Source organism: Mesorhizobium sp. LNJC405B00 (assembly GCF_000502615.1).
GTDB lineage: Bacteria > Pseudomonadota > Alphaproteobacteria > Rhizobiales > Rhizobiaceae > Mesorhizobium.
This window is the reverse complement of sequence record NZ_AYWC01000011.1, coordinates 90,788-114,394: the sequence shown is the minus strand read 5'-3', so window position 1 is coordinate 114,394 and position 23,607 is coordinate 90,788. Positions and strand designations below refer to the sequence as shown.

Annotated in this window: 20 protein-coding genes; 9 read left to right on the top strand and 11 right to left on the bottom strand. The window is 64.2% G+C overall.

The window, feature by feature from the left end; all coding sequences use genetic code 11:
- Position 1 precedes the first annotated feature (1 nt).
- The 4 genes from X756_RS145500 to hemP are packed head-to-tail and all read right to left on the bottom strand — an operon-like array spanning position 2 to position 3,298.
- The gene (locus tag X756_RS145500) at positions 2-1,096 is read right to left on the bottom strand and encodes an iron ABC transporter permease (protein WP_023730722.1); all 1,095 of its coding nucleotides are present in this window, start codon (positions 1,094-1,096) and stop codon (positions 2-4) included.
- A 4-nt stretch (positions 1,097-1,100) separates the two neighbouring features.
- Complete coding sequence (locus X756_RS145505) at positions 1,101-1,988, bottom strand: hemin ABC transporter substrate-binding protein (RefSeq protein WP_023730721.1); 888 nt, start codon at positions 1,986-1,988, stop codon at positions 1,101-1,103.
- Complete coding sequence (locus X756_RS145510; protein ID WP_023730720.1) at positions 1,985-3,055, bottom strand: hemin-degrading factor; 1,071 nt, start codon at positions 3,053-3,055, stop codon at positions 1,985-1,987. The genes X756_RS145505 and X756_RS145510 overlap by 4 nt, the downstream gene beginning before the upstream one ends.
- Before the next feature lie 36 nt (positions 3,056-3,091).
- The gene (gene hemP / locus X756_RS145515) at positions 3,092-3,298 is read right to left on the bottom strand and encodes a hemin uptake protein HemP (protein WP_023673860.1); all 207 of its coding nucleotides are present in this window, start codon (positions 3,296-3,298) and stop codon (positions 3,092-3,094) included.
- Between the two features lie 271 nt (positions 3,299-3,569).
- Between hemP and X756_RS145520 the strand changes: the two genes are divergently transcribed.
- The 4 genes from X756_RS145520 (at position 3,570) to X756_RS145535 (ending at position 7,608) form a co-directional block, all read left to right on the top strand.
- Positions 3,570-5,705: a TonB-dependent hemoglobin/transferrin/lactoferrin family receptor gene (locus X756_RS145520; protein ID WP_031238963.1), complete on the top strand. Its 2,136-nt coding sequence runs from the start codon at positions 3,570-3,572 to the stop codon at positions 5,703-5,705.
- A gap of 5 nt (positions 5,706-5,710) precedes the next feature.
- The gene (locus X756_RS145525; protein ID WP_023730718.1) at positions 5,711-6,145 is read left to right on the top strand and encodes a hypothetical protein; all 435 of its coding nucleotides are present in this window, start codon (positions 5,711-5,713) and stop codon (positions 6,143-6,145) included.
- Between the two features lie 127 nt (positions 6,146-6,272).
- Positions 6,273-7,238, top strand: coding sequence for a TonB family protein (locus tag X756_RS145530; protein ID WP_023730717.1), 966 nt, complete (start codon positions 6,273-6,275; stop codon positions 7,236-7,238).
- A gap of 55 nt (positions 7,239-7,293) precedes the next feature.
- Entirely contained in the window at positions 7,294-7,608 is a 315-nt protein-coding gene (locus X756_RS145535) for an antibiotic biosynthesis monooxygenase (RefSeq protein WP_023688161.1), read from the top strand.
- Between the two features lie 45 nt (positions 7,609-7,653).
- Here the strand turns inward: X756_RS145535 and X756_RS145540 are convergent, their stop codons facing one another.
- Together X756_RS145540 and putA are read right to left on the bottom strand one after the other, a co-directional pair.
- A complete protein-coding gene (locus X756_RS145540; RefSeq protein ID WP_023710744.1) occupies positions 7,654-8,718 on the bottom strand; it encodes a glycosyltransferase in 1,065 nt (354 codons plus the stop codon).
- An 86-nt stretch (positions 8,719-8,804) separates the two neighbouring features.
- On the bottom strand, positions 8,805-12,413 hold the full coding sequence (gene putA, locus X756_RS145545; RefSeq protein WP_023730716.1) for a bifunctional proline dehydrogenase/L-glutamate gamma-semialdehyde dehydrogenase PutA: 3,609 nt from the start codon (positions 12,411-12,413) through the stop codon (positions 8,805-8,807).
- A 165-nt stretch (positions 12,414-12,578) separates the two neighbouring features.
- Between putA and X756_RS145550 the strand changes: the two genes are divergently transcribed.
- Positions 12,579-13,031: an Lrp/AsnC ligand binding domain-containing protein gene (locus X756_RS145550; protein ID WP_023714376.1), complete on the top strand. Its 453-nt coding sequence runs from the start codon at positions 12,579-12,581 to the stop codon at positions 13,029-13,031.
- 4 nt (positions 13,032-13,035) lie between these two features.
- On the opposite strand, the gene X756_RS145555 is transcribed toward X756_RS145550, so the two are convergent.
- Positions 13,036-14,235, bottom strand: coding sequence for a cytochrome c peroxidase (locus X756_RS145555; protein WP_023730715.1), 1,200 nt, complete (start codon positions 14,233-14,235; stop codon positions 13,036-13,038).
- Between the two features lie 4 nt (positions 14,236-14,239).
- Positions 14,240-14,683 carry a FixH family protein gene (locus X756_RS145560; RefSeq protein ID WP_023691049.1) on the bottom strand — a complete coding sequence of 148 codons (444 nt, stop codon included), beginning with the start codon at positions 14,681-14,683 and terminating at the stop codon, positions 14,240-14,242.
- Between the two features lie 154 nt (positions 14,684-14,837).
- On the opposite strand from X756_RS145560, the gene X756_RS145565 reads away from it, so the two are divergent.
- Entirely contained in the window at positions 14,838-15,758 is a 921-nt protein-coding gene (locus X756_RS145565; RefSeq protein ID WP_023730714.1) for a sugar kinase, read from the top strand.
- Between the two features lie 4 nt (positions 15,759-15,762).
- On the opposite strand, the gene X756_RS145570 is transcribed toward X756_RS145565, so the two are convergent.
- From X756_RS145570 to X756_RS145580, 3 genes are all read right to left on the bottom strand, one after another.
- On the bottom strand, positions 15,763-16,782 hold the full coding sequence (locus tag X756_RS145570) for an aldose epimerase family protein (protein WP_023691047.1): 1,020 nt from the start codon (positions 16,780-16,782) through the stop codon (positions 15,763-15,765).
- Between the two features lie 199 nt (positions 16,783-16,981).
- On the bottom strand, positions 16,982-18,439 hold the full coding sequence (locus tag X756_RS145575; RefSeq protein ID WP_023730713.1) for an NAD-dependent succinate-semialdehyde dehydrogenase: 1,458 nt from the start codon (positions 18,437-18,439) through the stop codon (positions 16,982-16,984).
- 251 nt (positions 18,440-18,690) lie between these two features.
- Positions 18,691-19,641 (bottom strand): AEC family transporter, encoded by a 951-nt coding sequence (locus X756_RS145580; protein ID WP_023681741.1) that lies wholly within the window; start codon positions 19,639-19,641, stop codon positions 18,691-18,693.
- Between the two features lie 145 nt (positions 19,642-19,786).
- On the opposite strand from X756_RS145580, the gene X756_RS1000000170015 reads away from it, so the two are divergent.
- The 3 genes from X756_RS1000000170015 to X756_RS145585 all read left to right on the top strand — a co-directional run bounded on the left by X756_RS1000000170015 (position 19,787) and on the right by X756_RS145585 (position 23,459).
- Positions 19,787-20,194, top strand: coding sequence for a caspase family protein (locus X756_RS1000000170015; protein ID WP_245264560.1), 408 nt, complete (start codon positions 19,787-19,789; stop codon positions 20,192-20,194).
- The gene (locus tag X756_RS01000000165810; RefSeq protein WP_245264559.1) at positions 20,116-22,812 is read left to right on the top strand and encodes a caspase domain-containing protein; all 2,697 of its coding nucleotides are present in this window, start codon (positions 20,116-20,118) and stop codon (positions 22,810-22,812) included. The genes X756_RS1000000170015 and X756_RS01000000165810 overlap by 79 nt, the downstream gene beginning before the upstream one ends.
- Positions 22,813-22,910: 98 nt before the next feature.
- Positions 22,911-23,459, top strand: coding sequence for a histidine phosphatase family protein (locus tag X756_RS145585; RefSeq protein WP_023730712.1), 549 nt, complete (start codon positions 22,911-22,913; stop codon positions 23,457-23,459).
- Positions 23,460-23,607: the final 148 nt, after the last annotated feature.

The window sequence follows — 23,607 nt, the reverse complement described above, 5'->3', positions numbered from 1 at the left end:
CTCACAAGTCGATTACGCCGCGCTTGCGCAGCAGGATCCAGAGGAAGAACGGCGCGCCGGCGATCGCCGTGACGATGCCGATCGGCAGTTCGGCCGGCGCCACGATGCCGCGAGCGACGGCATCGGCAATCAGCAGCATCGAGGCGCCGAGCAGCGCCGAAGCCGGCAAGAGATAGCGATTGTCCGGACCGATCAGCAGCCGCAAGAGATGCGGCACGACGATGCCGACAAAACCGATGCCTCCGCTGACTGCGACAGAGGCGCCGACCGCTGCCGAGACGCCGACGATCGCGGTGTATTTCAGCCGCTGTACCGGGATGCCGAGATGTCCGGCCGTCGCCTCGCCGAGCGCCAGGGCGTTGAGGCCTTTGGCCAGGAACGGCATTGCCGCAAGCGCCAGCACGATGATCGGCCCGACGGAAGCGATCTTCGGCCAGGTCGCGCCGCCAAGCGAGCCCAGCTGCCAGAAGGTCAGGTCGCGCAACTGCCGGTCGTCGGCAATGAACATCAGGATACCGGTCAGCGCCATGGCAAGGGCTGCGAGCGCAATGCCGGCAAGCAGCATGGTGGCGACCGAGGTGCGCCCCTGCCGCGTGGCGACGCGGTAGAGCACCAGCGTGACCGCAAGGCCGCCGCAGAAAGCGGCGAGCGGCAAGGCCATGCCGCCGAGCGCCAAAGTGAGCGGCGCCAGCCATGTTGTGCCGAGCACGATGACGGCGACGGCGCCGAGGCTGGAACCGGCTGAAACGCCGATCAGGCCGGGATCGGCGAGCGGATTGCGAAACAGGCCCTGCATGACCGCGCCCGATACGGCCAGCGTCGCACCGATCAGCACGCCGAGCAGCACGCGCGGCCTGCGGATGTCGTAGACGATCAGCCGGTCGCGGGCGCCAAGCGCGGCGTCGGCCGGCACGGCGCCGGTTAGCCAGTCACGAATGACACCGACGGCCGATGCATCGGAAGCGCCCGACCTCAGAGACAGGAACAGCGAAAGGGCAAGGGCTACGCACAGGAGCAAAATAACCAGGCGCGCGCGCCCGGAACGATCGCCCTCGGCCATCTTGCCCGCCGCGCCGGCGATCGACTGATCCACCATCGGCTCAGTCCGTGACCTGGCTGCCATAGAGCGAGGCGGCCAGATCGTGGATGGCATCGGCCGTGCGCGGCCCGAAGCCGAGCAGATAGCTGCCATCCATCAGGATCAGTTTGCGGCCTTCACCCGCCGGCGTCGAGGTGATCGACGGGATGGCGAACAGCTCGGCCTCCGCAATCGGCGGGCCGGCATTCTTCATGGCCAGGATCACGTCCGGCCTGGCGGTTACGATGGCCTCGTCGGACATCTGCTTGTAGCCGGAAAAACCTTCGACGGCGTTGACCGCACCGGCGAGCTTGATGATGCCGTCGCCGGCGGTGTCGGTGCCGGCGGCCAGGATCTTGCCGCCCTGGATCGACAGCACGAACAGGATGCGCTTGCGCTGCTTGATCGACGCCGTCTGCTTCTCGGCCGCCTTCAGCTTGGCGTCGGTCTCGGCCACAAGTTTCTCGGCCTTGGCATCGACGCCGAGCGCCTTGCCGACGATGCGGATCTTTTCCAGGATGCCGTCATGGCTGTAGTGCTCGGGCACGTCGATGAACGGGACGCTCGACTTTTTCAGCACATCGACCGCTTCCTTCGGCCCGCTGCCATGCAGCGCCAGAATGCCGGACGGGTTGACCGAAAGCACACCTTCCGGCGACAGCTGGCGCATATAGCCGACGTCGGGCAGCGCGACCGCGGCGGCGGGATAGCGGCTGGTCGAATCGCGAGCGACCAAGTGGCCCTCTTCGCCAAGCGCGTAGACGATCTCTGTGATCGAGCCGCCGACCGCCGCGATCCGCGACGTGTCGGCGAACATGGCCACATTCTCGCTGGCCGGCGCCGGAGAGATGGCAAGAACCAACGAAAGACCCACGACCGGAGGAAGCGCCGAACGCAACAGTGAAATCATCGTCGTGGTCCTAAGGCAGCGGTCGGGCTTGGAATGCGCGGCAGATTTTCGGCGAGGAACCGCCAGTCGTCGCGCTCGCCCTCGCCTTCATGGCGCTCGCCGAAGAACTGGATGATCATCTTGCCGTCGGCGCCATAGGCTTCGAGCGAGGTGACATGACCGTCCTTGGTCGGTTTGCGCACCGCCCACGCCTCCTGGATGTGGTCGGTGCGCAGATGCAGGTGGAACGTCTCGTCCATCACGTTGATCCACGGCCCCATCGGCTTGATCGACTTGACGGGACCGGAATGGATCTGGACGCAGCCTCGGTTTCCGACAAAACACATGATCGGCATGCCGTCGGCGGCATGGTGGAACATGGCGCCGATGGCATCATTGTCGAGCAGCCAGGCATAGTCCTGGCCGACCATGCGCACGGCCTGGCGGCGGGTGAGCTTCAGCGTTTTCAACATGCCAAAGAACTGATGCACGTCGGTCAGCCGGCTCCAGCGGTGGCGCAGATCATCGATGTCTGCGGCAATGCCCGACGTCTCCGCGTCGTCGTCGGCCAGGCCTGCGATAGACACGGTCGCCTCCTGGTTCGGCGATTCGAGTGCGGCCACGAGCTTCTGGTAGGCATAGAGATTGGACGCCGGCCGCAGATGCACCTTGTGCACCGCATCGCCGGCCGCGTCGAAGAATTGCAGGCTGCGGCGGATGTCGCCACCGTCGCGCTTCTCGACGGCAAAGCCATGCGCCCAGACCTTTGGAAAGATACGCAGGTCGATGTTTTCGCCCAGCACCATGGCGTCGTGCGTGCCTGTGACAACCTTGTCGTAGACGCCGATCTTCTCGTGCACCGCGCTTTCGTTGCGGGTCAGCGCCATCACTTCGCCGACGGCGTCGAGGCCGGTCAGAAGATCGTTGACCCTGGGCTCGACGCGCACGACGCCGTCGCCGCAATGCGCGGCCACCAGCTCGGCCTCGGAAATACCGAGCTCGGCGGCAAGATCGCGCTCGCGCGCTTTCGGATTGTCTGTCCGCGCCCGCCGGATTTCATGCGGGGCGGGTTTTGCGCGCTGGTCCATGTCCTGCTTACCTGTCTGCCGTGTTTGGTCGTTTCGTCACTTGTTGAGGATGAGCTTGCCCTGGCGGGTGATCTTCAGCCGATAGAGCGCGCCATGGTGCTCGATGCCAATCTCGTGCTCGCCCTGGAACAGCGTGTTGGAGGACAGCGTCCGCACCGCCAGCGGCACCCGGTCGAAGCGGGTCGGCGTCTCCTCGGAACGGCGGACGCGGTAACGGAAGTCGTTGGGATTGTGGGTGTTCATCTCTTTCGATCCCTTTCCTGTGCCGGGCAACTGGCTAGGCGTTGCAAATGCCGATTCATTTCTTGACTTGAATCATCATGTTTATTAGTCAGTGCAATACCGGACTAAATGAGTCAATATTTAAGACACCGGACGGAATGAAAAAAGCCAGCGAGCGCCAAGCCAGCCAGCATCGAACCTGGAATTTTGGAGTTGGGGCATGGGCTTGGGAAATTGTGGACGACTGGGTCTGGCGAACGCCGATCCGGTGCATCGGCCTATGGCAAAGGCAATGGCAGCCTTGCTTGCGGGGGCAGCGACGATCGCGCTGCTGCCATCGCCGGCCAGCGCTCAGCCGGCCGCCGACCAGCAGCAGGCTGATCCGGCCAGGAAAGCTGAAGACACCAAGGCCGCCCCTGCCGGCGCAACGCTGCTCGACAAGATCCTCGTCATCAGCCGCACCGGCGAGACGGCGATCGAATCGCTTGCCTCGGCCAGCCATGTCGACCAGGAACAGCTCGACCGCCGCATGGCGACGACGCCGAGCGAAATGCTGCTCGGTGTGCCTGGTGTCGCCGTGCAGGCCGATGCGCGACGCGTCAGCTCCAGCATCAACATCCGCGGCCTGCAGGATTTCGGTCGCGTCGCCGTCATCGTCGACGGCGCCAGGCAGAATTTCCAGCGCTCCGACCACGGCACGCAGTCGACCTTCTATGTCGATCCCGAGCTCATCAAATCCGTCGATGTCATCCGCGGACCGGTCGCCAACACCTATGGCTCCGGCGCCATTGGCGGCGTCGTCTTCTTCGACACCAAGGATGCGGTGGATTTCCTCAGGCCGGGCGAAACCTGGGCTGGCTCCGTCACCGGGCGCTATGAAGGCAACGGCAAGGGCTGGACCACCAGCGCCAGCGGCGCCTACAAATTCAACGACGATTTGGATGTGCTGGGCAACATCGTCTACCGCGACTACGGCGACTACAAGAATGGCAGCGGCGACACCGTCGCCGGTACCGGTTTCGACGTGCTGAGCGGCCTGCTCAAGACCACAATCCGCCTGAGCGAGAACAGCGAATTGAAGCTCGGCTGGGTCGGCTCGAGCGACGGCTGGACGGAAACCAGCGGCGGCGTGCCGGCCAACGACGTCGACGTGAAGTCGAACACCTTCACCGCCCGCTACAACATCACCGACGACGCCAGGAGCTGGCTCGATCTCCACATCAACGCCTCCTACAACAAGACCAATCTGGACCTGACGACGCTGGCGCCGCAAAACAGGTTCGATCCAGTCACTGGTCTTCCCGTCGTGCTGCCGGCAGGATCGATGTCGACTTTCGATGTCGGCACCACCGGCATCGACATCTGGAACACGTCGCGCTTCGAAACCGCCGGTATCTCGCACGAGCTGACCTATGGCGGCGACTGGGCGGGCGACATTGTCGAGACCGGCGGCACGTCGGGCGGCGACTCCTTCTACACGCCGTCGGGTAAGCGCAACGTCTCGGGCGCCTACATCCAGGACAAGCTGACCTGGGACTGGCTCGAGATCATCACCGGCCTGCGTTACGACAATTACAGCCTGAAGGATTCCGACAATGAAACGTCGGGCCACAGGCTGTCACCGCGCATCACCGTTGGCGTCTCGCCCTTCGAAAGCGCCAGCCTTGCGGGCCTGCAGTTCTACGGCACCTATGCGGAAGGCTACCGCTCGCCGTCACTGACCGAAACGCTGATCAGCGGCAACCATCCGGCAGGCGTCACCTTCCCGTTCCTGCCCAACCCAAACCTGCGGCCTGAAACCGGCAAGACCACCGAGTTCGGCGTCAACTACAAGCTGAACGACCTTATCGAGGCTGGCGACGCGTTCCGGCTCAAGGCCGGCTACTTCCACAACGATGTCGACGACTACATCGAAGGCGTCACGCTGTCGGCATTCGACCCGACCAGCGGCTGCCCGTTCGGCCCCGGCATTCCGATCTGCTTCCAGTACCAGAACGTCGCCCAGGCCAAGATCAACGGCTTCGAACTGGAAAGCGTCTACGATGCCGCCTGGGGTTATGCCGGGCTGTCGGCCTCGATCATCAACGGCCACACCATCTCCGATGAAGGCGAGCGGGCCGACCTTGCCACCATCCCGTCCTCGCAGGTCACCGGGCAGCTCGGCTTCCGCTTCCTTCAGGACAAGCTGACCGTCGGCGGCGAGGTGCAGTACAACGGCAAGCCGAAGGGCAACCCCGTGGCCAAGGATTATACTCTGGTCAACGCCTTCGCCAGTTACCAGGCCACCGACAATCTGAAGGTGGACTTCCGCGCCGACAATTTGTTCGACGTCAAATACACCAACCCGCTGAACGGCGGCACCACCGCCGTCATCTATGAACCCGGCATCACGCTGAAGCTGGCCGCGACCATGCGCTTTGGAGGCTGACACCCATGACAAGTTTGACGGCATCGCTTCGGCTCCTGACCTCGACGCTGGCGAAGTCGCTTGGCTTGATGCCGGCGTGGGCTCAGTCCGCGCCGGCTCCGCAACTCAGCCTCGAGCTCAATGCCGTGCAGCCCTCGGACAAGGGTTGCCGGCTGACCTTCGTCGTCAACAATGCGCTCGGCGCCGATCTGTCCAAGGCGGCTTTCGAAATCGCGCTGTTCAACGAGGCCGGCGTGGTCGACCGCCTGAGCGTGCTCGACTTCAAGGACCTGCCGGCCGGCAAGACCAAGGTGATCCGCTTCGACCTCGCCGGCACCGACTGCACCAAACTCAGCCGCGTGCTGATCAACAGCGCCACCGAATGCGCCGGCGTCGAACCGGGCGCCTGCATGCGCGGCCTGAAGACGCAGACCAAGACCGGTATCGCATTCGGCGTTTGAGGTGGGTCTGCATCCCGCCTTCCTGCAAGATATTCCGGCGCGGCCTGTCTCCGGCCCTCCGTTATGGCCGGCAACCGATCTTGATTTGACAATCCCACCCCGCTGGCGGCAGGTCTCGCCGCGAACCATGCAGGACATCACCCCCCTCCTCGACGCCGGCAGCGAACCGGCGATAACTGTGGACGAGCTCGTACAGCCGGCGGCCGCGGACCGCAAATGGACTGTGGCGATCGTCGCGTCCTGCCTGCTCCATGCCGCTGCCGCAGCGGCGTTCATGGTCGCACCCGCCGGGACATTCGATACCGGGAAGGCAATACAGGCCGAAGGCGCCGATCGATCAGGCGCCGACGTCCTCGGCACCGCTTTGCAAAACCCGGTACCCGACGCGGTGGATGTTACCCTGGTAACCGATCCGCAGCCGGCCAAGCCCGTCCAACCCACGCCGCAAACCGAGGCGCCTCAAGCCGTAGAGGAGCCGGCGGCGCCCAAATCTGCGCCGGAATCTGCCAAGCAGGCAACCGTCGCTCCCGATGCACCAACGGCCGCCATCCCGGATGATCAAAGTGTCGCCCCGGAGGCTGAGACGCCTGCACCGTCACCGGTTCAAACGCAGAGTTCGGAGGCGTCTCCCGCCAATGAGCCTGCCGTTGAATTGCCTGCCGCGAGGCCACCAGTCCCAAGCCCGAGGCCAAGTACATCAATATCGGGCGCACCAATATCGGGAGAGACTGGCGGCACGGCAGATGGCGAGGAGCGCGAGGCAACGGCGGTTGCCAGCAAAGGCGGAAAACAGAGCGCGGCGGGCAATTCGATGGAATCCGGCTACAGCGTTGAAGTTCAGAACAAGCTTGTCCGCGCCAACCGCCACGTTTCGAAGGCGGTTCAAGCCAAGGCTCGCAACAATGCCAGGGTCTATTTCGTCGTCATGGCCGACGGCAGCGTCAGCGACTTGCAGCTTGTCGAAAGTTCAGGGTCTGCCGAGCTAGACCAATTCGCTTTGAAACTGGTGCGCCAGCAAGCCCCGTTCCCGCCCATTCCACCCGAGACCGGATTATCAAGTTGGGTGTTCAGGGCGCGGATCGGTCCGTTTTAACCAGCTCGCAGACCTTCGCCAAATGTCGTCGTCCACCAATTCAAGAGGAAGCCCAATGTACATCGCCATGAACCGCTTCAAGGTCCAGAACGGCTCGGAGACTGCCTTCGAGGATGTCTGGAAGAACCGCGATTCCAGCCTTTCGAAGATGGAAGGCTTCAGGGAATTCCACTTGCTGCGCGGCCCGGTCAACGAGGCCGAGGGTTACACGCTGTTTGCCTCGCACACGGTGTGGGCAAGCCATGAGGATTTCGTCGCCTGGACCAAATCCGAGAATTTTCGCGCCGCCCATCGCAACACCGGCACCTCGAAGGTGCATTATCTCGGCCATCCGCAGTTCGAAGGCTTTTCGGTTGTCGAAGGCGCCTGATTGAGATTTCACCCGTCGACGAGATCTGACGACCTGCAGATGCCGTCATGTTCCGGTTGAATTCCGGCCGCCCAGTCGCCGAAGCCACTGGGCAATGTGCAGGCGCAGCCGCCGCCAGGGCTGTCCGCGTGTCAGGTAGCGCGCCAACCGCGGATCACCGGCCAGCTCCGGGAACTGGCGCACATGCTGCATCAGGAATGCAGGTATGAAATTTCGCCCGTTGAGATCGCTGAGCCAGGCAGAATTCGCCAGCAAATAGTCTGCGGCATCCGCCGCCAACACGCTCCTGTAGCTCCTGTATGCAGGCGTTTGCCGCACATTGCCGCCGGCAAAGGCAGTTCCGGTGGACAGGTTGGAGCCATGCAGGCGATAGAGGCCGAGACCTTCTGACAGGATGAGGCTGCCGCCGGCCTGGTGCGCGAGTGTCGCCGTCAGATAATCCGTCCCGACCTTGGCCTTGAACGGGAAGGACAATACCGGTTCCAGCGCGCCACGCCGGTACATGATCGCCGAGCATGGCGACCACAGCCAGCCCGTCACCGCAGGTGCGAAATAGGTTACCGGATGCTCCGATGCGTAGGCGATCCCGGGCGCCATGCCGGCAAGCCGGCCACCGGGCGCGATGGCGACGCCACTGCGATCCGCTCCGGACCGCGGTTTGCGCAAGGCAAGGAAGGTACCGCCCAGCAAGGTGCCGTCGCCATCGACAAGGAACACATCGGAACTCGACAGTGCGGCCGAATGCGTCGTGTTGAGGTGGGCGGACAGATGCGCCAGGAGAAAATCCGGCAGCCACACGTCATCGGAATCCAGAAACGCGACGAAAGGCGCGGCGGTTGCGGCAAAGCCGTCGCGGAATCCCGCGATCTGCCCACCATTCTCCGTGCGCGCCATCAGGCGCAGGCGCGGGTCGTCTATATCCCTCAGGAGCTGGCGGACTTGGTCGGCCGAGCCGTCCGTCGAGGCATCGTCGACGATGACGCATTCCCAATTCCGGTAGGTCTGCGCAAGCACCGAGCGGATCGCCTGTTCGACGTACGGCCGATAGTTGAAGCAGGTGATGACCACCGCCACCCGCGGCAGCTCAAACGGTCGGGACGTGTCTTCCATCTTTTCCGCTGCCCGCTCGAGTTGCTGTCTATCCCTTGCGCATACCCTTGCAAGTCGACGCAGGCAAGCGAGCCGCGAAAAGTCGCCTAGACCGCCGCAAGCAGGCTGGCATTGCCGCCGGCAGCCGTGGTGTCGACGCAGACAGCGCGTTCATGCGCATAGGCCGCCGGGTTGAGCACCTCGCTGACCAGCGGCACGATCGGCCCGCTGCGGTCGGCAATGACCTTGCGCACGATCCGCGCCGCCTCGGGCCTGCCCGAGAAGGCGACGACATCGACGCGCAGCGAACGCGCTTCGACTGGGTCTGGCCGACCGTCTATGGCCGCCAGCGGCAGTCCCTTGCCGGTCAGTGCCGACAGTGCCGCCGGCGCGCCCGGCGCCACGGCCAGCACTGCATTGCCGGCGGCCAGCGCCTGGATCGTCTGGGCAAGCAGCGTTTCGGCGTCCGGACCGAGGCACAGCACCCGGCCGCGCGGCGACAGCGACAGCGTGTTGGCCTCGCCGGTCGGTCCGGGCAGGTCGACCTGGCCGAAATCAATGGCGGCTGCAGCGCCGATCGCTGCAGCGCCCTTGCCGCGCAGATGCTTTCTCAAGATGGCGATGCGGTCCGGCCGCGTCGACCAGCCGCCAAGCGTCGGATCGGGCAGATTGTCGGCCAGTTCGGTCGCCGTCACCTTGTGGCCCTCGGCAATCTCCGTGCCCGCCTCCGGCCCCTTGCGGAACCGCCGGAGATAATGCGGCCCGCCGGCCTTCGGCCCGGTGCCCGAAAGCCCCTCGCCGCCAAAGGGCTGCGAGCCGACGACGGCGCCGATCTGGTTGCGGTTGACATAGATGTTGCCGGCATGGATGCCGTCGACGAAATGCTGGACGCGGCCTTCGATGCGGGTGTGCAGGCCGAAGGTCAGGCCATAGCCTTTGCGGTTGATGGCGGCGATGACGGCGTCGATCCCGTCGGCGTCGAAGCTGGCGACATGCAGCACCGGACCGAACACTTCGCGCTCCATCTCCTCGATGCCTTTGACCCGGAACACATGCGGCGCAACGAAGCGGCCATCTTTGGGTGCTTCGAGCTTGGCGATCAGCCGGCCCTGCAGCCCCATTTTGGTGCAATACTCGCGGATCGAGTTCTGCGCCTCGTCATCGATGACCGGCCCAACATCGGTCGAAATCTGCCAGGGATCGCCGATGGTGAGCGCTTCCATGGCGCCTTTCAGCATCTCCAGCATCTTCTTCTCGACATCCTTTTGCACGTAGAGCACGCGAAGCGCCGAACAGCGCTGGCCTGCACTCTGGAAAGCCGATGCCAGTATGTCGCGCACCGCCTGTTCGGGCAGTGCTGTGGAATCGACGATCATGGCATTGAGACCGCCGGTCTCGGCGATCAGCATGGCGTCCGGCGCGGCCGTCTCGGCCAGTTGCTTCTCGATCAGCTTTGCAACCTCGGTCGAGCCGGTGAAGCAGACGCCGGCAATGCGCGGATCCGCAGTTAGCGGTCCGCCGACCGCCGGACCGTCGCCCGGCAGAAGCTGGATGACATCTTCCGGAACGCCGGCCTCGCGCAGCAGCTCGACGGCGCGGAAGGCGATCAGCGGCGTCTGTTCGGCTGGCTTGGCGATGACCGAATTGCCGGTGACGAGCGCTGCCGCGATCTGGCCGGTGAAGATGGCGAGCGGGAAATTCCACGGCGAAATGCACACGATCGCGCCGCGCGCCTCGGTGCCCGCTTCGTTGTTGGCCGCTTCGGCAGCGTAGTAGCGCAGGAAGTCGACGGCTTCGCGCACTTCAGCCACGCCGTCGGCCAGCGACTTGCCGGCTTCCCTTGTAGCCAGCGCGAAAAACTCGACCGCATTGGCCTCATAGAGGTCGGCGGCGCGGTTGAGGATGGCGGCGCGCTCGGCAACGGGACGCTTCGCCCAGGCCGGCTGCGCTTCCACAGCAAAGCGCACCGCGGTCGCGACCTGCTTGGCAGCGGCTTCGGCGACCGTGCCGACGATCTCGGCAGGCTTTGCCGGATTGACCACCGGGCGCTGCTTGCCGTAGCCGGCGGCGCGCGTCATCGGCTTGGCATGCCAGCGCTCGGGCCCGGCAAAGGCCGCCTTGGCCTTGTCGATCGCCGCCAGCGTCACCGGATCGGTGATGTCGAACCCCTTCGAGTTGCGCCGACCAGCGCCGAAGATCGTCGCAGGACGAGCGATTGCCGGATTGGCGGCGGGGCCCTGGCTCTCGACCGTCTCGAGCGGATCGCGCGCAATATCCTCCGGCTCGACGTCCTCGTCGGTGAGCTGATGGACGAAGGAGGAGTTGGCGCCATTCTCCAGCAGGCGGCGAACCAGATAGGCCAAGAGGTCGGAGTGCGCGCCGACCGGCGCATAGATGCGGCAGCGCGTGCCTTCGGCCCGGCGCACCGTCTCATGCAGCGCTTCGCCCATGCCGTGCAGGCGCTGGAATTCGAAAGCGTCACGGTTGTCAGCCATCGACAGGATGGCGGCGACGGTATGGGCATTGTGCGTGGCGAATTGCGGATAGATGCGGTCGGTCATCGACAGCAACTTCCTGGCGCAGGCCATGTAGGAAACATCGGTGTTGGCCTTGCGGGTGAAGACGGGGTAGCCGGAAAGCCCGAGCGTCTGTGCCCGCTTGATCTCGGTGTCCCAATAGGCGCCCTTGACCAGCCGCACCATGATGTTGCGGTCGTACTTTTCCGCCAGCGCATAGAGCCAGTCGATGGTGAAGGCCGCGCGCGGGCCGTAGGCCTGGACGACGACGCCAAAGCCATTCCAGCCGGCAAGCTCCGGCTCGGACAACACACGCTCGATGATGTCGAGCGACAGGTCGAGCCGGTCGGCCTCCTCGGCGTCGATGTTGAGGCCCATGCGCGAATGGCGTGCGGCCAGCGCCAGCGACAGCAGCCGCTCGGCCATCACCGGCAGCATCTTTTCCTTCTGTGCCTCTTCGTAGCGCGGATGCAGCGCCGACAGTTTGACCGAGATGCCGTGGTTCTGGCGGATATCGGGACCGTTGGAGCCTGAATCGAGCGAGGAGATCGCATCGGCATAGGCCTTGAGGTAGCGCAGCGCGTCGGCCTCGGTGCGGGCCGCCTCGCCCAGCATGTCGAAGGAATAGAGATAACCTTTCTGGATCATCGACTTGCCGCGCTTGACGGCTTCCGCAATGGTGCGGCCGAGCACGAACTGCTCGCCCATTTCGCGCATGGCGGCGGCGACCGCCTTGCGGATCACCGGTTCGCCCAGTCGGCGAACCATCGAGCGCAGCGTGCCTTCAATGCCGCCCTCGCCTTCGTCGAGCACACGGCCGGTCAGCATCAGCGCCCAGGTCGAGGCGTTGACGAAGATCGAGCTCGAACCGCCCGAATGCGCCGACCAGTCATGCGGTGCGATCTTGTCGGCGATCAGGTCGTCCATAGTCTCGGTGTCAGGCACGCGCAGCAGTGCCTCGGCCAGGCACATCAGCGCCACGCCTTCCTTGGTGGAGAGGCCGTAGGCCGAGAGAAAAACCTCCATCAGCCGCGGGTCGGACGAGCCGCGCACCGCGCGCACCAGATCCGCGGCACGGGCCGAGACGGCTTTGCGGTCATCGGCCGAAAGTTCTGTCGCCGCAGCCAGCCGCTTCACAGCCGCGTCTTCGTCGGGCAGGTAGTTGGCGCGGATCTGCTGGCGGATGGTGTCGAGCGGCATGGCGGTCCCTGCGGAGCAAACGTATGGGAGCGGGCCGGCGGTCGCCGGACCGAATGGCGCAAGCTAGCACAAAGCCGTATTTTCGGCCGGTCCAAAGAAATCGACATGGCAGGCCGATCGGTCTATCATTGCGGTTAAATTATTATCAGGTGGACTGTGATATCGGTGACAGAAGACCAATTGGACCGCATCGACAAAAACATCCTGTCGGCGCTGGCGCGCGACGGGCGGCTATCCATGTCTGGACTGGCCGGCAAGGTCGGCCTGTCGAAGACGCCGGTGCAGGCGCGGGTGAAGCGCCTGGAGAAGGACGGCTATATCAAGGGCTATCAGGCGATCATCGATCGCGAGCGCATGGGCGAAGGCCATGTCGCCTTCGTCCAGGTCAAACTGTCGGACACACGCTCGGCCGCGCTCGATGCTTTCAATCGCGCGGTGCAGGCCGTGCCGGAGATCGAGCAGTGCCACATGATGGCGTCGAGCTTCGATTATCTCCTGAAAGTCCGTACCACCGACATCGCCGCCTATCGCCGTGTTCTCGGTGAGCGCATCTCGGCGCTCCCCCACGTCGCCCAGACCTCGACCTTCGTGGCGATGGAGACGGTCAAGGATCGCTGACTCTTCAGTCCGACAGCGTCTTCAAGAACGCCACCAGCGCCGCGCGTTCGCGATCCGACAGTTGCAACGGGTGCACTTCGGAGGTGCCTTCAACGGCCTCCTCCGCCTTCGCGTAGTGCGCCACCACCTCCTCCAGCGTGGAGAACTGTCCGGCATGCATATAGGGCGGCCGTGTCGCCGCGCCCCGCAGCGACGGCGTCTTGTAGGCACGCATCAGTTCGGGTGCTGCCTTGACGATGAAGCGCAGCTCGCCGCAGGCGCCGGCGTCGCCATCGCGGAAGGCGCCGAAGCAGTTGAATGGGTCGGCCTGAACCTGGGCCACCGCATCGAAACGGCCGCGATCCAATGGCAAATCCCTGACCGGCGGCACGCCGGTGTTGTGGAAAGCGTTGTCGGTGAAGCGCGGGCCGTTATGGCAGGTGACGCAATTGGCCTTGCCGATGAACAGTTTCAGCCCGAGCATCTCCTCCGGCGAAAAGGCATCGTCGGCTTTCGGCTTCGCGCCTGACACAAGATTGATGGCAAAGCGGTCAAAGCGTGTCTGTGCCGGTTCGATCGACCGTTCGAAGGCAGCGATCGCCTTGCCGATATTGGAAAAGACGCGGTTGACGCCCTCAGCCTGAGTTGGGGTCATCGCCTTCCAGGCCGCCTGCCCGGCCTCGTTGCCAAGCGGGCTGGCGTTGGCCGGCACGGCGGAAAGATCCGGCAGTGGCCCGAAGATGCGCTCGTAGCGCGCACCTAAGCGCTTCTGGATGTAATGGGCGAAGGCGGCGCGGTTTCCCGCCTGCTCGAGCGGATTTTCCAGCGGCGTCAGCGCCTGCGCCCACAGGCTGTCGCGCCGCCCATCCCAGAAGAACCACGGATTGCGGGCGATGCCGGCCAGCGGCATCGAGCGCCTGTTGGTGCGGCCGACACCGACGGATTGCGGCAGGTCATCCTGGAACTGCCGGTCGATCTTGTGGCAGGTCGAGCAGGATACGTTACCGTCACGGCTCATGCCCTGGTCGAAGAACAGAGTGGAGCCCAGGGCGGCGGCGGCCGGCACGTCGGCGAAGCGGTTGGTGGTGTCGGGTTTGAGCGCCGGCAAGGTGTTCAGCGCCAGCGAAGCGATGGTCTTCTTCTCGGCATCGGAAAAATCCGGTTTGCCGCAGCCGGCAACGAGCACGACCGCCGCCAATGCCAGAAGGCGCAACAGGCGGCTCATTCGCTCACAGCACCACGTTGAAGACGACCGTGTCGGAACCGGCCGCCGCCGAAATGGCGAAGCGCAACTGCCACACGCCGCTCATGGTGAATTTCAGCCCCTCGATCCGGTAGCGCCCCTCGCCAAGATAGTCGGTCGCCTGCGGACTGGTCGGCAAGCCGTGATTGTGCTGCGGCATGCCGCCGGACACCGAGATCGCCGCACCTTCCACGGAATCGCCCTTGACCGTCTTCAGGGTCAGCAACCAGGATTGCAGTTCGCCTTGCCGGATAACGCCGCGTTCCGGCTGAATGCTGGCGACAAACAAGCCGTTCGCCGTCTTCTTCGAGCGCGAAATATCCGGGCTCGGCGCCGACTGCGGCGCGGTCAGATAGACGATCGCCAATATGCCAGCCAGCAAGGCGGCCAGACCAACGCCCGCAAGAAGATAACGCCATATCGATGCCAAACCGGTTCCTCTTCTGGGCATAACGTCTCGGGAAGCAATTCGCGTCCCGCCGCTTCTGTGGGAAAACGCTTCTGGCGCAAAAAACCGCCGCCGCCAAGCATGGCGCTGCCGGCCGCAAAAAGCTACAGCAGCGAACTGATCCGGAGACAGATACATGGCAGCAGACGGCGTCGCTTCGATCGGTGAATGCATGCTCGAACTGTCCGGCCAGGCCGGGCCGAACTGGCGCATGGGCTTTGCCGGCGACACGTTCAACACGCTGTGGGCGCTGCATGCGCTGAGCGGCAAGCGGCCGGCGACCTATGTCTCGGCCTTTGGCGACGATCCCTTCTCGCAGGGCCAGATTTCGTTCTTCGCCGAAAACGGCATCGGCATCGGCGCCAGCCCGGTCATCCCAGGCGCGCGGCCCGGCCTCTACGCCATCACCTTGACCGGCGCCGAACGCGCCTTCACCTATTGGCGCAGCGACGCGGCGGCCAGGCGGCTTGCCTCGGACCCGGCCGCCTTGGCAAAAAGCCTTGAAAACCAGGCGCTTGTGTATTTTTCCGGAATCACTTTGGCAATTCTGGATGCCGCCGCGCGCAAGACGTTGCTGGCAGAAGTGGCCAAGGCGCGGGCCGCCGGTTCGCTCGTCGCCTTCGACCCCAACTACCGGCCGCGCCTGTGGCAGAGCCGCGAGGAGGCGCAAGCCGCGATCCTCGACGCGCTTGCCGTCGCCGACATCGCGCTGCCGACCTTTCCCGACGAGCAGATGCTGTTTGGCGACACGGCATCGCAAGCGACCGCCGAGCGGTTCGGAAAACTGGTCGGCGAAGTCGTCGTCAAGAATGGCGAGGAACCCGCGCTGATCGCCACTGGCGGAGCCCTGCAGCCGGTTCCGGCCCAGCATGTCGCCACCCCGGTCGACACCACCGGCGCCGGCGATTCCTTCAATGGCGGCTATCTCGCCGCCCGGCTTGCCGGCCATGCCCCGGCGGATGCCGTGCAGCGCGCGCATCGCGTCGCCGCCGCTGTCGTGCAGGTGCGAGGCGCGCTGGCGCCGTTCGAGGTTCTAAGAACCGCTTTCGAGGGCTAAGACCTTAGGGAAGCCTGAAACGATATTCCGTCACCTGATGATAGATCTGGCCCGGCCACAGCGTGGCCTGCGGGAAATAGGGCCGGTTCGGCGCGTCGGGCCAGGTCTGCGCTTCCAGGCAAAAGCCGGAAAACGCCTTGTAGCGCCGTCCGTCCAGGCCGCCCGAGGTCGGCGCGACATACTGGCCGGTGTAAAGCTGCAGGCCCGGCTCGGTGGTCCAGACTTCCATCTCGACGCCGGAATTGGCGCCTTGCGCCCACGCCACCTGGTGAAGCGGGCCCCGGGCTGACGCCAGGCAGAAATTGACGTCGTAGGGAAGCTGCTCGCCTTCCGTTTCCATCCGCAGCGGCCGCGCCTGGCGGAAGTCGAAGGGCGTGCCGTCGACAGGTTTGACGACGCCGGTCGGGATCATCTCGCCATCGACCGGCGTATAGGCGCCGGCATTCAGCATCAGCCGGTGGTCGAGAATGTCACCGGTGCCGCCATCGTCGAGATTGAAATAGGAATGCTGCGCCAGATTGCACAGCGTCGGCTCCTCGCAGGTGGCGGTCAGCTCCATCGAGAGCGTGCCGGGAATCTTCAGCCGGTAGGTGCAGGTGACGTCGAGCGCGCCGGGAAAGCCCATCGTGCCCTCGGGATCGTGCAGGGTCAGGGTGACGAAATCCCGGCCATGCAGCGAAACCGTCCACGGCCGGTGGAAGAAGCCCTCCGAACCGCCATGCAGCGTGTGCTTGCCGAGGAAATTGCGCTCGGTCTGGTAGCGCTGGCCGGCAATGGTGAAGCGGCCGTCGCGGATGCGGTTGGCGTAACGGCCGACGACCGCGCCGAAGAAGGCCCGGTCGGTCTCGTAAGGCTCGAAGCGGTCGTAGCCCAGCACCAGCGGCGCATCGTGGCCGGCGAGGCGCAGATCCTGGATGATTGCGCCGAGCCCGATGATGTTGGCGCTGATGCCGCCGCCCCGGATGGTGAAACGGCGAACGGGTTCGCCTGCCTGCGTCGTGCCGAAGACTTCGCCGTCCTTCATCGCTACGTCCAAATGCTAATTCGTCGATCTATCGACTTAGAGCAATTCCAGGAAAAGTGTGAAACGGTTTTCCGTCCGGAATTGCAAAAAACAAAGAACTGGAGCGGTTCGGCGTTTCCGTGAAACGCTGAACCGCTCCAGTCCGGCTGAATGTCGTCTGGCAAGGGCCGGCCCGCGGCCTGCCCTGCCCGTCAATGATTTAGAGGCCGAGACCCCCGATGCAGACATATTTGGTGTCGAGATAGTCCTCGATGCCCTGATGTCCGCCTTCCTTGCCGAGGCCCGATTCCTTGAGGCCGCCGAACGGCGCTTCCGGCGTGGTGATCAGGCCTTCATTGACGCCGACCATGCCGTATTTCAGGCCTTCCATGACCCGGAAGGCGCGGCCGAGATCGCCGGTGTAGAAATAGGCGGCCAGGCCGAACTCGGTGTCGTTGGCGAGTGCAATGGCTTCCTCCTCGGTCTCGAACTTGAACACCGGGGCGATCGGGCCAAAAATCTCTTCCTTCATGAAGCGCATGTCAGGCTTCGCATCGGCGATGACGGTCGGCTGGAAGAATGAGCCGCCAAGCGCGTGGCGCTTGCCGCCGGCAACGACCTTGCCGCCCTTCGACGTGGCGTCGGCGATGAATTCCTCTACCTTCTCGACCGCCTTCACGTCGATCAGCGGTCCCTGCTGCACGCCCTCTTCCAGGCCCGAGCCAACCTTCAGCGCATTGCTCGCGGTGGCCAGCCTCTCGACAAACTTGTCGTAGATGCCGGCCTGCACCAGGAAGCGGTTGGTGCACACGCAGGTCTGGCCTGAATTGCGGTATTTGGCGGTGATGGCGCCGGCGACGGCGCGATCGAGGTCGGCATCGTCGAAGACCAGGAACGGCGCATTGCCGCCGAGTTCCATCGAGACCTTCTTGACGGTGACGGACGACTTCTGAATCAGCAGCTTGCCGATCTCGGTCGAGCCGGTGAAGGTGATCTTCGACACCAGCGGATTGGCGCAGATCTCGTCGCCGATTTCGCCGGCAGCACCCGTCAGGATGTTGATGACGCCCTTGGGGAAGCCGACTTCCTCGGCGAGCGCGCCCCATGCAAGGCCGGAATACGGCGTCTGCGAGGCCGGCTTGACCACGGCGGTGCAGCCGGCGGCAAGCGCGGGGCCAAGCTTGCGGGCAAGCATCGAGGAGGGGAAATTCCACGGCGTGATGGCGGCAATGACGCCGACCGGCTCCTTGGTCACCAGGATGCGGCGATCGCCCCATGGCGATGGCACGACATCGCCATAGGTGCGGCGGCCTTCCTCGGCAAACCACATGATGTAGGCGGCAGCCGAACCGATCTCGCCCTTGGATTCGGCGAGCGACTTGCCCTGCTCGATGGTGAGCAGTTCGGCCAGCACATCCTGATTGTCCATCATCGCGTCATGCAGCTTGCGCAGAAGCTTCGAGCGCTCCAGCGCGGTCGTCTTGCGCCAGGTCTTGAAGGCTTCGCTTGCGGCTTCGATGGCGCGGCGGGTTTCCGCCTTGCCCGACTTCGGCACGGTGCCGATCTTGAGACCGGAGGCCGGGTTGTTGACGTCGACCGTCTGGCCGCTGTCGGCCTGCACCCATTCGCCATTGATGAGATTGGCCTGGCGCATGAAATGGCTGGTTTTCTGCAGCATGGTCTAGCCTCCGTTCGGCGCACTGACGGGCCGGTTTCCTGGATCTCTTGAACGAGCGTGCACAATGGCGGCGGAGCCGACACGCTGAAGCCACTGCTCTTTACCTAGGGCAAGCCCGGCAAGCAATTGCAAGATGGCATATAGGCTTTGGGCCAGCCCAACGCCAGAGAAAATTCACATGTAAATTAGTTTGGGCCGCAGCCTTGCCAAAGACCAGCCTTGCCAAAGACCAGCCTTACAGAAGACCAAGCCTACCCAAAGACATGCACCACCACCGTCAGCCAAAAGGCGGTTGTAACAACCGCGCTTGCCGTGGCGATGGTCATCTGGTTCGACGCCAGCGCCTGGCCGGTGTTGAACTGCACGGCGATGAGATAGGAATTGATGCCGGACGGCAGCGCCGCCACCACGACCGCCACCTTGGCCGTCAAGGGTGGCAGGCCAAACAGCCAGACCAGGCCGAGCACCAGCGCCGGCATCAGGAACAGTTTCAGCGTCGACAGCGCCAGCGCCGGTCGGATGTTACCGGAAATGCCGAAACGGCGCAGGCTGAGCCCCATGGCGAACAGCGCCACCGGCCCGGCGGTGTTAGCCAGCGCATCGGCCAGTCGCATGGCAAGGTTCGGCAGCGGCGCGCCGGTGAGGCGCCATGCCAGCCCGGCCAGGATGCCGATGATCAACGGATTGGTGAACAGTCTTCTCAGAAAGCTCTGGATGATGCGCAGCGGGTGTACGGGCTCGCTGCCGCCGCGGCCAAATATCTCGAACATGATGATCGAAGCCATCATCATGGTCGGCAGATGCACGGAAACGAGCAGCGACAGCACTTCGAATCCGCTGGACCCGAATACGCCGAGAACGAAGGGAATGCCCAGCAACACCACATTCGAGAAGGATGACGACACTCCACCGACGATGCCGGTGCGCGCGTCCCGCCCAAAGATCCGTGTCGTAACCAGATGGCCGGCGGCCCATGTCATTGCAACCGCCGCGAAATAAGCACCCCACAGCGACCAGGGCGCCACGCCGTGGAAATCGGAATTCACCATCGTCCGAAACAGCAGCAGCGGCATCGCGACGTTGATGGCGAATTCGGAGATGCCGTCCCCGCTGGCCGGTTTCAGATAGCCGGTGAGCCCGGTGACATAGCCGAGCGCGACGAGGCTGAAGACGAAAAGAACGGTTTCGGTGAGCGGAGACATTTTTCAGGGATAGGCGAGCCCGGATTCCAGCGCAATCGCCATGATCTTCAGAAACCGCTCCTCGATCCGCCCGGCGCCTGAATTTGATCATGGTCGGGTGGCAGCGCTATACAGGCTTGGGATCATCAGGGCGGATAGACAGCGAATGGGTGCGACGCCGAAACAGCGTCATTTCAGACAGGGGTGGCTGGCGGGTTTCGTCGCTATGCTGCTTTGCCTTGCCGTATCTGTGGCTCAGGCCGCCGAGACCAAAAGCCTCAAGGGCGTTGCGCTGATCATCGGCCAGTCGAAATACGAACACATCGCAGCCCTTGCCAACCCGGCCAACGACGCCCGCGACATGGCCAAGATGCTGACCGATCTCGGCTTCGACGCCCGCAACGTCACCGATCGCGATGCCGCCAAGCTGAAGCGCGATCTCGATCGGTTTGTCGAGGATGCCGACNGGATGCCGACGGCGCCGACGTCGCCTTCATCTATTATTCCGGTCACGGCATCGAGGCGGGCGGCGAGAACTATCTGGTGCCGGTCGACGCCGACGTCTCGTCGCTGAAAAATGCCGGTGAGGCGCTGGTGCCGATTTCAGCCGTCATGGACGAGCTGAAAAAGACCGTGCCGGTGACGATCGTGCTGCTTGACGCCTGCCGCACCAACCCGTTTCCGCCGGACGCGGTCGTGCGACGCGGGCCGACGGCTTCCGCCGAGCCTGTCGGCGCCGGCGGGCTGGAACCGGTGCGCGGCGCCAAGGCGCTTGCCAGTGCCTCAGTGGATGATGCCAGCCTGGGAACCGTGGTCGGCTTCGCCGCCGAGCCGGGCCGACCGGCGCTCGATGGCGCCGCCGGCGAAAACAGCCCCTACGCCGCCGCCCTGCTGCGCCACCTCACGGCGATGAAAGGCACCGAGTTCGGCTCGGTCATGCGCATGGTCACCGAGGAGGTCTATCTCGACACCAAGGCAAAGCAGCGCCCCTGGGTCAGCGAGAGCCTGCGTCGCCTGCTCTATTTCGGCGTCGCGCCGCCGGAACCGACCGGCGACGACGGGCTGATCACCGGTGAGCGGCGGCAATTGCTGCTGACCATTTCCGACCTGCCCGATCCCAAACGGGCTCAGGTGGAGTTGGCTTCTCTCCAGGACGGCGTGCCCCTTGACGCGCTCTACGGCGTGCTCAAGGCGCTCGGCACGGAAAAGATCCCGGAGGATCCCAACGACCTGCAGAAGGTGCTGGACAGCCAGGCTGAGCGTCTGAAGAAGATGATGGCCGAGCGCGCCGCATTACGCACCGACGATCCCGAGATCAGTCGCCTGGTCGCATCCGCCGACAAGGCCATAGGCCAGGGCGCCATGGTGACGGCGCGCAAATTCCTCGACGACGCGGTCGGCCGGATCGAGGAAAACAGCGGTGCGGTCGACGACGCCGAGGACCTGCTCCGGCAAAAGCGCATCGCCGACGCCGCCATCTATGCCAAACGCGCCGACGCCGCCGCGCTGGTCTTCGACTACAAATCCGCCGCCAACGACTATGCCAAGGCGTATTCGCTGGTCGAGAAGTGGGACGAAAAGCTGCGCTGGAACTACAAGAACCAGGAGGCCGAGGCGTTGAACGCTCATGGCTACGCCACCGGCGACCTCGATGCGCTGCAGCACTCCATCGAGGCCTATCGCACCATCTTGAACTTCATCCCCAACGGCGAACAGAATCGCGACTGGGCAATCACCCGCAACAACATGGCGGTGGTGCTGCAGACCATTGGAGAGCGCGAAACCGAGACTGCGCATCTCGAAGAAGCAGCGGTGATTTTCCGCGATTCGCTGGTGGTGTTCGAGCGCGAGAAGGACGACCGCAACTGGGCCGCGGCGCAGAACAACCTGGCCAACGTGCTTCTGAAGATCGGCGAACGCGAGAGCGACCCGAAGCGTCTCAATGAAGCGGTGGCGGCGACGCGCGCCACCCTTGAGAAGCGTCCGCGCGACAAGCTGCCGTTGGACTGGGCCGGTTCGCAGAACAATCTAGGCCTCGCGCTCTATGCACTCTCCGAGCGTGAGCCTGCCGGCGAGCATCTCACCCAGGCCGAAGCAGCCTACCGGCTGGCGCTTGAGGAATACACACGCGAGAAAGCACCCGTGGAATGGGCGATGGTCGAGAACAATCTCGGCAACACGCTTGTAACGCTTGGCATCCAGCTCAACGACAAGGCGAAGATCAACGAGGCGGCCGACGCGTTTCGCGCCGCGCTGGAAGTGCGAACCCGCGAAACTTTCCCGGTGTCCTGGGCGACCAGCCGCCTCAACCTGGGCAATGCGCTGAGCGGTATCGCCCGCTTCGATATGGGCACGGCTACGCTCGAAGAAGCTGCTGCTGCCTATGACGACGCTCTGACGGTGTTTACCCGCAAGCGCTTCCCGATGGACTGGGCGTCAGCCCAGAACAATCTCGGCTCGATCTATCAGACGCTGGGCCAGCGCACGCGTGATGCGGCCAAGCTGGAACAGTCGGCGGCAGCCTTCCAGGCGGCACGGCAGGTCTATGTCAGGCGGAAGTTCCCGCAGGACTGGGCGATGAGCTACTACAATCTCGGCAACACGCTGCAGCTTCTCGGCGGCGTCACCGACAAGCCCGAGCATTACAGCGAGGCGGTCGACGCCTACGGCAATGCGTTGCGCGAGTACAAGCGCGAGACGAACCCGCGGCAATGGGCAATGGCCCAGGCCGGCCTGGGCTCGACGCTGCACTGGTTGAGCATGAGCAATGGCGATGCCAAGACCCTGCAGGATTCGATTGCGGCGCGGCGAGCCGCGCTCGAAATACTCACCATCGAGGCCGCGCCGGTCGACTGGGCCAACGCTCAAAATGGCATCGGTATGAGCCTGCTCAACCTCGGCAATCTCCAGCGGACCGACAAATATCTCAACGACGCCGAAGCGGCGTTCACGGCGGCGCTGAAGGTGTTTACGCGCGAAAGTCAGCCGCTGCAGTGGGCCTTCGAGCAGAACAATATCGGCGACGTCCACTGGAACCGCGCCAGCTATGGCGCGGGCAAGCCGGAATATCTCAAGGCGATCGAATTCTTCGAGAACGCCAAGCAGGGCTTCACCGAAGCCGGCTACACGATCCCTATCCCGCTCACCGATCAGAAGATCGAGCTGGCGAAGAAGCAAATGGCGAAAATGTGAAGCGAACCGAGGGTTCGCCTTTCGCTTGTCTTTGTGCCGGCTTTCCGATCCCTATATCAGAATGACCGGAGCGGCATCCGGCTCCCGGAAAGGTTTCGATGATTCGATTTGTGCTGGCGCTGTTCCTGCTTGCTGTTCCCGCCGTCGCCCACGCGACCGACGCCGGCTGGGCGCTGCTGCGTGACGGCGGCCATGTCGTGCTGCTTCGCCACGCACTGGTCACCGGCACCACCGACCCCGCCAATTTCGTCATCGACAACTGCGCCACCCAGGTCAACCTATCGGCGCGCGGCAAGCAGCAGGCGAGCAAGATCGGCGCCTTGTTCGGCGCCCGCGCCGCCCCCATCGAGCGGGTGCTGTCCAGCCGCTATTGCCGCTGCCTTGACACCGCCCGCATCGCCTTCGAAGCGGAGCCGGAGCTCTTTGCGCCGCTAGACCTCCTGAGGAGCGATCCGACCGAGAAGGCCGCGCAGCTCGACGCGGTGATGAAGGAAATCCGCGCCTACACCGGTTCCGACAATCTGGTCATGGTCACGCATCTCGAAAACATCGTCGCGCTGACCGGCGTCTCGCCGCGCGAGGGCGAAGCGGTGGTGGTCGAGCCGCAGGGCGATGGCTTGCGCGTGCTCGGCCGCGTCACGTTCTGAGAGAGCCAGTGGTCAAGCTCCGTGAAAACTGAGCTGACGTAACGTCAACTGGAAGGGCCGCCGGCTTGTCGGGCGGCCCTTCTTGTCTTCACGGGAGGGCCATCCCATCTGCGCCCCGCGCATCAGGCCTTTTCCTGCCGGGAAAAAC

Excerpts from the sequence above, each read along its gene's own strand:
- X756_RS145500 (WP_023730722.1), bottom strand. The coding sequence starts at position 1,096 with ATGGTGGATCAGTCGATCGCCGGCGCGGCGGGCAAGATGGCCGAGGGC.
- X756_RS145505 (WP_023730721.1), bottom strand. The coding sequence starts at position 1,988 with ATGATTTCACTGTTGCGTTCGGCGCTTCCTCCGGTCGTGGGTCTTTCG.
- X756_RS145510 (WP_023730720.1), bottom strand. The coding sequence starts at position 3,055 with ATGGACCAGCGCGCAAAACCCGCCCCGCATGAAATCCGGCGGGCGCGG.
- hemP (WP_023673860.1), bottom strand. The coding sequence starts at position 3,298 with ATGAACACCCACAATCCCAACGACTTCCGTTACCGCGTCCGCCGTTCC.
- X756_RS145520 (WP_031238963.1), top strand. The coding sequence starts at position 3,570 with ATGGCAGCCTTGCTTGCGGGGGCAGCGACGATCGCGCTGCTGCCATCG.
- X756_RS145525 (WP_023730718.1), top strand. The coding sequence starts at position 5,711 with ATGACAAGTTTGACGGCATCGCTTCGGCTCCTGACCTCGACGCTGGCG.
- X756_RS145530 (WP_023730717.1), top strand. The coding sequence starts at position 6,273 with ATGCAGGACATCACCCCCCTCCTCGACGCCGGCAGCGAACCGGCGATA.
- X756_RS145535 (WP_023688161.1), top strand. The coding sequence starts at position 7,294 with ATGTACATCGCCATGAACCGCTTCAAGGTCCAGAACGGCTCGGAGACT.
- X756_RS145540 (WP_023710744.1), bottom strand. The coding sequence starts at position 8,718 with ATGGAAGACACGTCCCGACCGTTTGAGCTGCCGCGGGTGGCGGTGGTC.
- putA (WP_023730716.1), bottom strand. The coding sequence starts at position 12,413 with ATGCCGCTCGACACCATCCGCCAGCAGATCCGCGCCAACTACCTGCCC.
- X756_RS145555 (WP_023730715.1), bottom strand. The coding sequence starts at position 14,235 with ATGAGCCGCCTGTTGCGCCTTCTGGCATTGGCGGCGGTCGTGCTCGTT.
- X756_RS145565 (WP_023730714.1), top strand. The coding sequence starts at position 14,838 with ATGGCAGCAGACGGCGTCGCTTCGATCGGTGAATGCATGCTCGAACTG.
- X756_RS145570 (WP_023691047.1), bottom strand. The coding sequence starts at position 16,782 with ATGAAGGACGGCGAAGTCTTCGGCACGACGCAGGCAGGCGAACCCGTT.
- X756_RS145575 (WP_023730713.1), bottom strand. The coding sequence starts at position 18,439 with ATGCTGCAGAAAACCAGCCATTTCATGCGCCAGGCCAATCTCATCAAT.
- X756_RS145580 (WP_023681741.1), bottom strand. The coding sequence starts at position 19,641 with ATGTCTCCGCTCACCGAAACCGTTCTTTTCGTCTTCAGCCTCGTCGCG.
- X756_RS145585 (WP_023730712.1), top strand. The coding sequence starts at position 22,911 with ATGATTCGATTTGTGCTGGCGCTGTTCCTGCTTGCTGTTCCCGCCGTC.